Origin of the sequence: Escherichia sp. E.sYA108, from assembly GCF_011754335.1 — a bacterium.
In the GTDB taxonomy this organism is placed as follows: domain Bacteria; phylum Pseudomonadota; class Gammaproteobacteria; order Enterobacterales; family Enterobacteriaceae; genus Escherichia; species Escherichia coli.
Window position 1 is genome coordinate 509710 of the sequence record NZ_JAAQVZ010000001.1, and the last position, 12635, is coordinate 522344.

The 12635-nt window shown below is 52.8% G+C and carries 8 protein-coding genes; all 8 read left to right on the forward strand.

Annotated features, from left to right (window positions below):
- Window positions 1–116 precede the first annotated feature (116 nt).
- The 8 genes from csrD to tldD all read left to right on the forward strand — a co-directional run bounded on the left by csrD (window position 117) and on the right by tldD (window position 12592).
- Window positions 117–2057 (forward strand): RNase E specificity factor CsrD, encoded by a 1941-nt coding sequence (csrD, locus tag HBM92_RS02465; RefSeq protein WP_001241477.1) that lies wholly within the window; start codon window positions 117–119, stop codon window positions 2055–2057.
- Window positions 2058–2361: 304 nt separating this feature from the next.
- Window positions 2362–3405 carry a rod shape-determining protein MreB gene (mreB, locus tag HBM92_RS02470; protein WP_000913396.1) on the forward strand — a complete coding sequence of 348 codons (1044 nt, stop codon included), beginning with the start codon at window positions 2362–2364 and terminating at the stop codon, window positions 3403–3405.
- Window positions 3406–3470: 65 nt separating this feature from the next.
- Window positions 3471–4574, forward strand: a complete 1104-nt coding sequence (gene mreC, locus HBM92_RS02475) for a rod shape-determining protein MreC (protein ID WP_000802518.1) — start codon at window positions 3471–3473, stop codon at window positions 4572–4574.
- The gene (gene mreD / locus HBM92_RS02480) at window positions 4574–5062 is read left to right on the forward strand and encodes a rod shape-determining protein MreD (protein ID WP_000179409.1); all 489 of its coding nucleotides are present in this window, start codon (window positions 4574–4576) and stop codon (window positions 5060–5062) included. The genes mreC and mreD overlap by 1 nt, the downstream gene beginning before the upstream one ends.
- 8 nt (window positions 5063–5070) lie before the next feature.
- A complete protein-coding gene (gene yhdE / locus HBM92_RS02485) occupies window positions 5071–5664 on the forward strand; it encodes a nucleoside triphosphate pyrophosphatase YhdE (protein WP_000203095.1) in 594 nt (197 codons plus the stop codon).
- Complete coding sequence (rng, locus tag HBM92_RS02490; protein WP_000123197.1) at window positions 5654–7123, forward strand: ribonuclease G; 1470 nt, start codon at window positions 5654–5656, stop codon at window positions 7121–7123. The genes yhdE and rng overlap by 11 nt, the downstream gene beginning before the upstream one ends.
- A gap of 67 nt (window positions 7124–7190) precedes the next feature.
- Window positions 7191–10991 (forward strand): AsmA2 domain-containing protein YhdP, encoded by a 3801-nt coding sequence (gene yhdP / locus HBM92_RS02495; RefSeq protein ID WP_001253543.1) that lies wholly within the window; start codon window positions 7191–7193, stop codon window positions 10989–10991.
- A 155-nt stretch (window positions 10992–11146) separates the two neighbouring features.
- Complete coding sequence (gene tldD / locus HBM92_RS02500) at window positions 11147–12592, forward strand: metalloprotease TldD (RefSeq protein ID WP_000055909.1); 1446 nt, start codon at window positions 11147–11149, stop codon at window positions 12590–12592.
- Window positions 12593–12635: the final 43 nt, after the last annotated feature.

Sequence of the window (12635 nt, forward strand, 5' to 3'; positions counted from 1 at the left end):
ATTTCTGAAGACTATACTCGCTAATGGAAAAGCAAAGCCGATGAAGCGCAATAAATTGCGAGATAAATCTGATTTGCTAGTATGCCCGCTTCCTCACTATCGGAGTTAACACAAGGATGAGATTAACGACGAAATTTTCGGCCTTTGTCACGCTGCTCACCGGGTTAACAATTTTTGTGACTTTGCTGGGCTGTTCGCTAAGTTTCTACAACGCCATTCAGTATAAGTTTAGTCATCGTGTTCAGGCGGTGGCGACGGCGATTGATACCTACCTTGTGTCGAATGACTTCAGCACATTAAGGCCACAAATTACCGAATTAATGATGTCGGCAGATATCGTTCGTGTAGACCTGCTCCATGGTGATAAGCAGGTTTATACCCTGGCCAGAAATGGTAGTTATCGTCCGGTTGGCACCAACGATCTGTTTCGTGAACTGAGCGTTCCGTTGATAAAGCATCCGGGGATGTCGCTGCGTCTGGTTTATCAGGATCCGATGGGCAACTATTTCCATTCTTTAATGACTACCGCGCCGCTCACGGGGGCGATTGGCTTTATCATTCTTATGCTCTTCCTGGCGGTACGCTGGTTACAACGGCAACTTGCCGGGCAAGAATTGCTGGAAACCCGGGCTACTCGTATCTTAAACGGTGAGCGTGGCTCTAATGTGTTGGGAACCATCTATGAATGGCCGCCCAGAACCAGCAGTGCGCTGGATACGCTGCTTTGTGAAATTCAGAACGCACGCGAACAACACAGCCGTCTTGATACGCTGATCCGCTCTTATGCCGCCCAGGACATGAAAACCGGCCTCAATAACCGACTCTTTTTCGATAATCAGTTAGCAACGTTACTGGAAGATCAAGAGAAAGTTGGTACCCACGGGATCGTGATGATGATTCGTCTGCCGGATTTCAATATGTTGAGTGATACCTGGGGGCACAGCCAGGTTGAAGAACAGTTCTTCTCTCTGACGAATCTGCTATCGACATTTATGATGCGCTACCCTGGCGCACTGCTGGCGCGTTACCACCGCAGTGATTTTGCTGCGCTGTTACCGCACCGGACGTTAAAAGAGGCAGAGAGCATCGCCAGTCAGTTAATCAAAGCCGTCGATACCTTGCCGAACAATAAAATGCTCGATCGCGACGATATGATCCACATTGGTATCTGTGCCTGGCGTAGTGGTCAGGATACCGAGCAGGTAATGGAACATGCAGAGTCTGCCACGCGTAATGCGGGATTGCAGGGCGGCAATAGCTGGGCTATTTACGATGACTCGTTGCCTGAAAAAGGACGCGGTAATGTTCGCTGGCGTACGCTTATCGAGCAAATGCTCAGTCGCGGCGGCCCGCGCCTTTATCAAAAACCGGCGGTTACTCGCGAAGGCCGGGTTCATCATCGTGAACTCATGTGCCGCATCTTCGATGGTAATGAAGAGGTTAGCTCGGCAGAGTATATGCCGATGGTCTTGCAGTTTGGTTTATCGGAAGAGTATGACCGCCTGCTAATCAGCCGTCTTATTCCACTATTGCGTTACTGGCCAGAGGAAAATCTGGCGATTCAGGTTACCGTTGAGTCGCTGATTCGCCCGCGTTTTCAGCGTTGGCTGCGCGATACGTTAATGCAATGTGAAAAATCGCAACGAAGACGCATAATTATTGAACTTGCAGAGGCCGATGTTGGTCAACATATCAGTCGCTTACAACCTGTTATTCGTTTAGTGAATGCTTTAGGGGTACGGGTAGCCGTCAACCAGGCTGGTTTGACGCTGGTAAGCACCAGTTGGATCAAAGAACTTAATGTTGAGTTACTCAAGCTCCATCCGGGGCTGGTCAGAAACATTGAGAAGCGAACGGAGAACCAACTGCTGGTTCAAAGCCTGGTGGAAGCCTGCTCCGGGACCAGCACCCAGGTTTACGCCACCGGCGTGCGTTCGCGAAGCGAGTGGCAGACCCTGATTCAGCGTGGTGTTACAGGTGGGCAAGGGGATTTTTTCGCGTCCTCACAGCCACTTGATACTAACGTGAAAAAATATTCACAAAGATACTCGGTTTAACCTGCCGTTTAATCCGTTTTCACGTAGAATAACGCGCGCTGCGTCTCATGGGAGTGTGCTTGTCTGCTCGCCAGATTGTTGCAGCACATATGCAGATGAATGACCTTACGCGGTTGCAAACAGGCGAGGAATGCTGCTGATGCATTAAGCCTTTCTGGACTCAGGCAGAGATTTGTAACAAAGGAAACGAACTGCACTAATTTTCACCGTAGCAGATGATTTTTGCGCCTTGTCGCTGCTGCGTGTGGTTGGTAAAGTAAGCGGATTTTCTTTTCCGCCCCAGCTTTCAGGATTATCCCTTAGTATGTTGAAAAAATTTCGTGGCATGTTTTCCAATGACTTGTCCATTGACCTGGGTACTGCGAATACCCTCATTTATGTAAAAGGACAAGGCATCGTATTGAATGAGCCTTCCGTGGTGGCCATTCGTCAGGATCGTGCCGGTTCACCGAAAAGCGTAGCTGCAGTAGGTCATGACGCGAAGCAGATGCTGGGCCGTACGCCGGGCAATATTGCTGCCATTCGCCCAATGAAAGACGGCGTTATCGCCGACTTCTTCGTGACTGAAAAAATGCTCCAGCACTTCATCAAACAAGTGCACAGCAACAGCTTTATGCGTCCAAGCCCGCGCGTTCTGGTTTGTGTGCCGGTTGGCGCGACCCAGGTTGAACGCCGCGCAATTCGTGAATCCGCGCAGGGCGCTGGTGCCCGTGAAGTCTTCCTGATTGAAGAACCGATGGCTGCCGCAATTGGTGCTGGCCTGCCGGTTTCTGAAGCGACCGGTTCTATGGTGGTTGATATCGGTGGTGGTACCACTGAAGTTGCTGTTATCTCCTTGAACGGCGTGGTTTACTCCTCTTCCGTGCGCATTGGTGGTGACCGTTTCGACGAAGCTATCATCAACTATGTACGTCGTAATTACGGTTCTCTGATCGGTGAAGCCACCGCAGAACGTATCAAGCACGAAATCGGTTCGGCTTACCCGGGCGATGAAGTCCGTGAAATCGAAGTTCGTGGCCGTAACCTTGCAGAAGGTGTTCCACGCGGTTTTACCCTGAACTCCAACGAAATCCTCGAAGCACTGCAGGAACCGCTGACCGGTATTGTGAGCGCGGTAATGGTTGCACTGGAACAGTGCCCGCCGGAACTGGCTTCCGATATCTCCGAGCGCGGCATGGTGCTCACCGGTGGTGGCGCACTGCTGCGTAACCTTGACCGTTTGTTAATGGAAGAAACCGGCATTCCAGTCGTTGTTGCTGAAGACCCGCTGACCTGTGTGGCGCGCGGTGGCGGCAAAGCGCTGGAAATGATCGACATGCACGGCGGCGACCTGTTCAGCGAAGAGTAATCGGATGCAGGCAGGGGAAGTGTCTGTTTACCCTGCCTGGTCTGATACGAGAATACGCATAACTTATGAAGCCAATTTTTAGCCGTGGCCCGTCGCTACAGATTCGCCTTATTCTGGCGGTGCTGGTGGCGCTCGGCATTATTATTGCCGACAGTCGCCTGGGGACGTTCAGTCAAATCCGTACTTATATGGATACCGCCGTCAGTCCTTTCTACTTTGTTTCCAATGCTCCTCGTGAATTGCTGGATGGCGTATCGCAGACGCTGGCCTCGCGTGACCAACTAGAACTTGAAAACCGGGCGTTACGTCAGGAACTGTTGCTGAAAAACAGTGAACTGCTGATGCTTGGACAATACAAACAGGAGAACGCGCGTCTGCGCGAGCTGCTGGGTTCCCCGCTGCGTCAGGATGAGCAGAAAATGGTGACTCAGGTTATCTCCACGGTTAACGATCCTTATAGCGATCAAGTTGTTATCGATAAAGGTAGCGTTAATGGCGTTTATGAAGGCCAGCCGGTCATCAGCGACAAAGGTGTTGTTGGTCAGGTGGTGGCCGTCGCTAAACTGACTAGCCGCGTGCTGCTGATTTGTGATGCGACCCACGCGCTGCCAATCCAGGTGCTGCGCAACGATATCCGCGTAATTGCAGCCGGTAACGGTTGTACGGATGATTTGCAGCTTGAGCATCTGCCAGCGAATACGGATATTCGTGTTGGTGATGTGCTGGTGACTTCCGGTCTGGGCGGTCGTTTCCCGGAAGGCTATCCGGTCGCGGTTGTCTCTTCCGTAAAACTCGATACCCAGCGCGCTTATACTGTGATTCAGGCGCGTCCGACTGCAGGACTGCAACGTTTGCGTTATCTGCTGCTGCTGTGGGGCGCGGATCGTAACGGCGCTAACCCGATGACGCCGGAAGAGGTGCATCGTGTTGCCAATGAACGTCTGATGCAGATGATGCCGCAGGTATTGCCTTCGCCAGACGCGATGGGGCCAAAGTTACCTGAACCGGCAACGGGGATCACTCAGCCGACTCCGCAGCAACCGGCGACAGGAAATGCAGTTACTGCGCCTGCTGCGCCCACACAGCCCGCTGCTAATCGCTCTCCACAAAGGGCTACGCCGCCGCAAAGTGGTGCTCAACCGCCTGCGCGTGCGCCGGGAGGACAATAGTGGCGAGCTATCGTAGCCAGGGACGCTGGGTAATCTGGCTCTCTTTCCTCATTGCGCTGTTGCTGCAAATCATGCCCTGGCCGGATAACCTGATTGTTTTCCGGCCAAACTGGGTGTTACTCATCTTGTTGTATTGGATCCTGGCCTTGCCCCATCGCGTAAATGTGGGCACAGGTTTTGTGATGGGTGCCATACTGGATCTGATCAGCGGCTCGACGCTTGGCGTACGCGTATTGGCGATGAGCATCATTGCTTACCTGGTGGCGCTGAAATACCAGCTTTTCCGCAACCTCGCATTATGGCAGCAGGCGCTGGTCGTCATGTTGCTTTCGCTGGTGGTGGATATTATTGTTTTCTGGGCAGAGTTTTTAGTGATTAACGTCTCTTTCAGACCGGAAGTGTTCTGGAGTAGTGTAGTCAATGGGGTGCTCTGGCCGTGGATTTTCTTGCTGATGCGTAAAGTCCGTCAGCAGTTTGCAGTGCAATAAAGGTTTCTATGACTTCTCTGTATTTAGCTTCCGGTTCTCCGCGTCGTCAGGAGTTACTTGCGCAACTTGGCGTGACCTTTGAACGTATTGTTACGGGCATTGAGGAGCAGCGTCAGCCGCAGGAGAGCGCGCAGCAGTATGTTGTGCGTCTGGCGCGCGAGAAAGCACAGGCGGGTGTCGCGCAAACGGCGCAGGATCTCCCGGTGCTGGGTGCGGATACTATCGTTATCCTGAACGGAGAAGTGCTCGAGAAACCGCGCGACGCAGAGCATGCGGCGCAGATGTTGCGCAAATTATCGGGTCAGACCCATCAGGTGATGACGGCAGTGGCGTTGGCTGACAGCCAGCACATTCTCGATTGCCTGGTGGTCACCGATGTGACTTTCAGAACGTTAACAGACGAAGACATCGCGGGCTATGTCGCCAGCGGCGAACCGTTAGATAAAGCAGGTGCATACGGTATTCAGGGGCTGGGTGGCTGTTTTGTCAGGAAGATAAATGGCAGCTTTCACGCCGTAGTCGGCTTACCGCTGGTTGAAACGTATGAATTATTAAGTAATTTTAACGCACTGCGTGAGAAAAGGGATAAACATGACGGCTGAATTGTTGGTAAACGTAACGCCTTCGGAAACGCGAGTGGCGTATATTGATGGCGGTATTCTGCAGGAAATTCATATTGAACGTGAGGCGCGACGCGGAATAGTAGGCAATATCTACAAGGGTCGTGTAAGTCGTGTACTTCCGGGTATGCAGGCGGCTTTTGTAGATATTGGGCTGGATAAAGCCGCGTTTCTTCATGCATCTGACATCATGCCGCACACTGAATGTGTGGCGGGTGAAGAACAAAAGCAATTCACGGTGCGCGACATCTCGGAACTGGTCCGTCAGGGGCAAGATCTGATGGTGCAGGTGGTGAAAGATCCGCTTGGCACTAAAGGTGCGCGCCTGACCACCGATATCACGCTACCTTCTCGCTATCTGGTGTTTATGCCAGGGGCTTCTCACGTTGGGGTATCCCAACGAATTGAAAGCGAATCAGAACGTGAACGCCTGAAAAAAGTGGTCGCAGAGTATTGCGACGAGCAGGGCGGGTTTATCATCCGTACTGCAGCGGAAGGGGTTGGCGAGGCTGAACTGGCCTCCGATGCCGCTTATCTGAAACGCGTCTGGACCAAAGTGATGGAGCGTAAAAAACGCCCGCAGACCCGTTATCAGCTGTACGGAGAACTGGCGCTGGCGCAGCGTGTTCTGCGTGATTTCGCCGACGCCGAACTCGACCGCATTCGCGTTGACTCACGCCTGACTTACGAAGCATTGCTGGAGTTTACCTCGGAGTACATTCCCGAGATGACCAGCAAGCTGGAGCATTACACCGGACGCCAGCCGATTTTCGATCTCTTTGATGTCGAAAACGAAATTCAGCGAGCGCTGGAACGCAAAGTAGAACTGAAATCCGGTGGTTATCTGATTATCGACCAGACCGAAGCGATGACCACCGTGGACATCAATACCGGAGCGTTTGTCGGTCATCGCAATCTGGACGACACCATTTTCAATACCAATATTGAAGCGACGCAGGCTATCGCTCGCCAGTTACGGTTGCGCAATCTGGGCGGGATTATCATTATTGATTTCATCGATATGAATAATGAAGATCACCGTCGCCGCGTGCTGCACTCGCTGGAGCAGGCGCTGAGCAAAGATCGGGTGAAAACCAGCGTTAATGGTTTTTCGGCGCTGGGGCTGGTGGAGATGACGCGTAAACGCACCCGCGAAAGCATTGAGCACGTACTGTGTAACGAATGCCCAACCTGCCACGGTCGCGGAACGGTGAAAACCGTGGAAACGGTATGCTATGAAATCATGCGCGAGATTGTTCGTGTCCACCATGCTTACGACTCCGACCGTTTCCTGGTCTATGCTTCTCCGGCAGTAGCCGAAGCCTTGAAAGGCGAAGAGTCACACTCGCTGGCGGAAGTGGAAATTTTCGTTGGCAAACAGGTTAAAGTACAAATTGAACCGCTCTATAACCAGGAGCAGTTTGACGTCGTAATGATGTAAACAGATGCTGGGCCGCCATCCGGCAAAGGGTTTTTGAGTCACATTTTTAGCAGACAAGGAGTGACGGGTGAGGCGATTGCCGGGGATTTTACTGCTTACTGGAGCCGCGCTCGTTGTGATCGCTGCCCTGCTGGTTAGCGGCCTGCGTATTGCTTTACCGCATCTTGACGCCTGGCGTCCGGAAATCCTCAACAAAATAGAATCCGCGACTGGCATGCCGGTAGAAGCCAGTCAGCTCTCAGCCAGCTGGCAGAATTTTGGTCCGACGCTTGAAGCGCACGACATCCGTGCAGAACTAAAAGATGGCGGCGAATTTTCGGTTAAACGCGTTACTCTGGCGCTGGATGTCTGGCAGAGCCTGTTACATATGCGCTGGCAGTTTCGCGACCTCACTTTCTGGCAGCTGCGTTTTCGCACCAACACTCCTATCACCAGCGGCGGTGGTAATGATAGCCTGGAAGCCAGTCACATCAGCGATCTGTTTCTTCGTCAATTTGACCATTTCGATCTCCGCGACAGTGAAGTCAGTTTCCTGACGCCATCCGGTCAGCGCGCCGAGCTGGCGATCCCACAGCTCACCTGGCTGAACGATCCACGTCGACACCGTGCGGAAGGCCTGGTAAGCCTCTCCAGCCTTACCGGACAGCACGGCGTGATGCAGGTGCGTATGGATTTGCGCGATGATGAGGGGTTGTTAAGCAATGGTCGCGTCTGGCTCCAGGCGGATGACATCGACCTGAAGCCGTGGCTCGGTAAATGGATGCAGGACAATATTGCGCTGGAAACGGCACAGTTCTCCCTTGAAGGCTGGATGACGATCGACAAAGGCGATGTAACCGGCGGTGACGTCTGGCTGAAACAGGGCGGTGCCAGCTGGTTGGGCGAGAAGGAAACACATACGCTGTCGGTGGATAATCTGACTGCGCATATTACGCGTGAAAATCCGGGATGGCAGTTCTCTATTCCCGATACACGGATCACGATGGACGGCAAACCCTGGCCGAGCGGAGCATTGACGCTGGCCTGGATACCGGAACAGGACGTTGGCGGCAAAGACAATAAACGCAGTGACGAACTCCGGATTCGTGCCAGTAATCTGGAGCTGGCAGGCCTGGAGGGCGTACGCCCGCTGGTCGCGAAACTTTCACCTGCACTGGGTGATGTTTGGCGCTCCACACAACCGAGCGGCAAGATTAACACTCTGGCGCTGGATATCCCGCTTCAGGCGGCAGACAAGACCCGTTTTCAGGCATCGTGGAGCGATCTGGCCTGGAAGCAATGGAAATTATTACCGGGTGCGGAACACTTCTCCGGGACGCTTTCCGGCAGCGTAGAAAATGGTTTGCTTACTGCGTCGATGAAGCAGGCAAAGATGCCTTACGAAACGGTATTCCGTGCGCCACTGGAAATCGCCGACGGCCAGGCAACGATAAGCTGGCTGAACAATGACAAAGGTTTCCAGCTGGATGGGCGTAATATTGACGTTAAAGCCAAAGCCGTCCATGCGCGCGGCGGTTTTCGTTACCTGCAACCTGCTAACGATGAACCCTGGCTGGGTATTCTGGCTGGCATCAGTACCGATGATGGTTCACAAGCCTGGCGCTATTTCCCGGAAAACTTGATGGGTAAAGACCTGGTTGATTACTTAAGTGGCGCGATTCAGGGCGGTGAAGCGGATAACGCGACGCTGGTTTATGGTGGCAATCCGCAACTCTTCCCCTATAAACACAACGAAGGTCAGTTTGAAGTGCTGGTGCCGCTGCGCAACGCGAAGTTTGCCTTCCAGCCGGACTGGCCTGCATTAACTAACCTTGATATTGAACTGGACTTTATTAACGACGGTTTATGGATGAAAACCGATGGCGTTAATCTGGGCGGCGTGCGCGCGAGTAATCTCACCGCAGTGCTCCCTGACTACTCAAAAGAAAAACTGCTGATTGACGCTGACATTAAAGGTCCGGGTAAAGCCGTTGGCCCTTACTTTGATGAGACACCGCTGAAAGATTCCCTGGGTGCGACCCTGCAAGAACTCCAGCTCGACGGCGATGTGAATGCTCGCTTACATCTTGATATCCCGCTGAACGGCGAGTTGGTAACCGCGAAAGGTGAAGTGACGCTGCGTAATAACAGTCTGTTTATCAAACCACTCGACAGCACCCTGAAAAATTTGAGCGGTAAATTCAGCTTTATCAATGGCGATCTGCAAAGTGAACCACTGACAGCAAGCTGGTTTAATCAGCCGTTGAACGTGGATTTTTCCACCAAAGAAGGGGCAAAAGCCTACCAGGTCGCGGTGAATCTCAACGGTAACTGGCAACCAGCGAAAACCGGCTTTCTGCCTGCAGCGGTGAACGAAGCATTAAGTGGCAGCGTGGCGTGGGATGGTAAAGTGGGCATTGAGCTGCCTTATCATGCTGGCGCGACGTATAACGTAGAGCTGAACGGCGATCTGAAGAATGTGAGCAGTCACTTACCTTCACCGTTAGCCAAACCTGCGGGTGAACCACTACCGGTAAACGTTAAGGTTGATGGCAATCTCAACAGCTTTGAATTAACCGGACAGGCTGGTGCGGATAACCATTTCAATAGCTGCTGGTTGCTCGGTCAAAAGCTGACGCTCGATCGTGCTATTTGGGCGGCAGACAGTAAAACGCTCCCGCCGTTGCCGGAACAAAGTGGCGTTGAACTCAATATGCCGCCGATGAATGGTGCCGAGTGGCTGGCCCTGTTCCAGAAAGGCGCGGCGGAGAGTGTCGGTGGTGCAGCGAGTTTCCCACAACACATAACGTTACGTACGCCTATGTTGTCGCTGGGAAATCAGCAATGGAATAACCTGAGTATTGTTTCGCAACCGACGGCAAATGGCACCCTGGTTGAGGCGCAAGGGCGTGAAATCAACGCCACGCTGGCGATGCGTAATAACGCACCGTGGCTGGCGAATATCAAATATCTTTATTACAACCCAAGCGTGGCGAAAACTCGTGGTGATTCAACACAGTCATCACCTTTCCCGACAACGGAACGCATTAACTTCCGTGGCTGGCCAGACGCACAAATACGATGCGCAGAGTGCTGGTTCTGGGGGCAAAAATTCGGTCGCATTGACAGTGATATCACCATTTCTGGCGATACGTTAACGCTGACTAATGGACTGATTGATACTGGTTTTGCGCGGCTCACTGCCGATGGTGAATGGGTTAACAATCCGGGGAATGAACGAACCTCGCTGAAAGGAAAACTGCGCGGGCAGAAAATTGATGCCGCCGCAGAATTTTTTGGTGTCACGACGCCCATACGCCAGTCGTCATTTAATGTGGATTACGATTTACACTGGCGCAAAGCACCCTGGCAGCCAGATGAGGTGACGTTGAATGGCATCATTCATACTCAACTGGGTAAAGGCGAAATTACCGAAATCAATACCGGACATGCCGGGCAATTGCTGCGCTTATTGAGCGTAGATGCCCTGATGCGTAAGCTGCGTTTTGATTTCAGAGACACTTTTGGCGAAGGGTTCTATTTTGACTCCATTCGCAGCACCGCGTGGATTAAAGACGGCGTTATGCACACCGACGACACGCTGGTGGATGGCCTGGAAGCGGACATCGCTATGAAAGGGTCGGTAAATCTGGTACGTCGCGACCTGAATATGGAAGCGGTTGTCGCACCAGAGATTTCTGCGACGGTGGGCGTGGCTGCGGCCTTTGCGGTTAACCCCATTGTTGGCGCGGCAGTGTTTGCCGCCAGTAAAGTGCTGGGACCGCTGTGGAGCAAAGTCTCCATTTTGCGCTATCACATTTCGGGTCCGCTGGACGATCCGCAAATCAACGAAGTGTTGCGACAACCGCGCAAAGAAAAAGCGCAATGATTTGACGAGGGCGCGTAATTGCCCCAATCTCATATGATAATCGTTGCCAAAGGCCAACGAGCCAGAACATAACCGTAGGCCGGACAGGGCGTTCACGCCGCATCCGGCAGCCGTAAAAAATCCTCTACTGCAGTAACTAACGAGTAGCAAAAACGATGAGTCTGAACCTGGTAAGTGAACAATTGCTAGCGGCGAACGGCCTGAAACATCAGGACTTGTTCGCGATCCTCGGTCAACTGGCCGAACGTCGCCTTGATTATGGCGATCTCTATTTTCAGTCGAGCTATCACGAATCCTGGGTTTTAGAAGACCGTATTATTAAAGATGGTTCTTACAACATCGATCAGGGCGTTGGCGTGCGTGCAATCAGTGGTGAAAAAACCGGATTTGCTTATGCTGACCAAATCAGCCTGCTGGCGCTGGAACAGAGTGCACAAGCGGCGCGCACCATCGTCCGTGATAGTGGTGATGGCAAAGTACAGACGCTGGGCGCGGTAGAGCATAGCCCGTTATATACCTCGGTAGATCCGCTGCAAAGCATGAGCCGTGAAGAGAAGTTGGATATTCTGCGTCGCGTCGATAAGGTTGCCCGCGAAGCGGACAAGCGCGTACAGGAAGTGACTGCCAGCCTCAGTGGTGTCTATGAATTAATTCTGGTTGCGGCCACCGACGGCACACTAGCGGCGGATGTTCGTCCGCTGGTGCGTCTTTCCGTGAGCGTTTTGGTCGAAGAAGATGGCAAACGCGAACGCGGTGCCAGTGGTGGCGGCGGTCGTTTTGGTTATGAGTTCTTCCTTGCTGATCTCGACGGCGAAGTCCGTGCGGATGCGTGGGCAAAAGAAGCAGTGCGTATGGCGCTGGTCAATCTTTCTGCCGTTGCTGCACCAGCGGGCACCATGCCGGTAGTACTTGGCGCAGGTTGGCCGGGCGTGCTGTTGCATGAAGCGGTGGGTCACGGTCTGGAAGGCGACTTCAACCGCCGTGGCACTTCAGTATTTAGTGGACAGGTCGGGGAGTTGGTGGCTTCAGAACTGTGTACCGTGGTTGATGATGGCACGATGGTCGATCGCCGTGGTTCGGTGGCGATTGATGACGAAGGTACGCCAGGCCAGTACAACGTGCTGATTGAGAACGGCATTCTGAAAGGCTACATGCAGGATAAACTCAACGCGCGTTTGATGGGGATGACGCCGACTGGCAACGGTCGCCGTGAATCCTACGCTCATCTGCCCATGCCGCGTATGACCAACACCTATATGCTGCCGGGTAAATCGACCCCGCAGGAAATTATTGAATCCGTTGAGTACGGTATCTATGCACCGAACTTTGGTGGCGGCCAGGTGGATATCACCTCCGGCAAATTCGTTTTCTCCACCTCAGAAGCGTATCTTATTGAAAACGGTAAAGTAACTAAGCCGGTGAAAGGCGCAACGTTGATTGGTTCCGGTATCGAAACCATGCAGCAGATTTCGATGGTTGGCAACGACCTGAAACTGGATAACGGCGTGGGTGTCTGCGGTAAAGAAGGGCAAAGTTTGCCGGTTGGCGTGGGCCAGCCAACGCTGAAAGTTGATAACCTGACTGTTGGCGGTACTGCGTAATAATTTCAGTATTTTCAGAAGGATAATTAATCCTTCTCCGTGT

Excerpts from the sequence above, each read along its gene's own strand:
- mreC (WP_000802518.1), top strand. The coding sequence starts at position 3,471 with ATGAAGCCAATTTTTAGCCGTGGCCCGTCGCTACAGATTCGCCTTATT.
- mreB (WP_000913396.1), top strand. The coding sequence starts at position 2,362 with ATGTTGAAAAAATTTCGTGGCATGTTTTCCAATGACTTGTCCATTGAC.
- yhdE (WP_000203095.1), top strand. The coding sequence starts at position 5,071 with ATGACTTCTCTGTATTTAGCTTCCGGTTCTCCGCGTCGTCAGGAGTTA.
- csrD (WP_001241477.1), top strand. The coding sequence starts at position 117 with ATGAGATTAACGACGAAATTTTCGGCCTTTGTCACGCTGCTCACCGGG.
- rng (WP_000123197.1), top strand. The coding sequence starts at position 5,654 with ATGACGGCTGAATTGTTGGTAAACGTAACGCCTTCGGAAACGCGAGTG.
- tldD (WP_000055909.1), top strand. The coding sequence starts at position 11,147 with ATGAGTCTGAACCTGGTAAGTGAACAATTGCTAGCGGCGAACGGCCTG.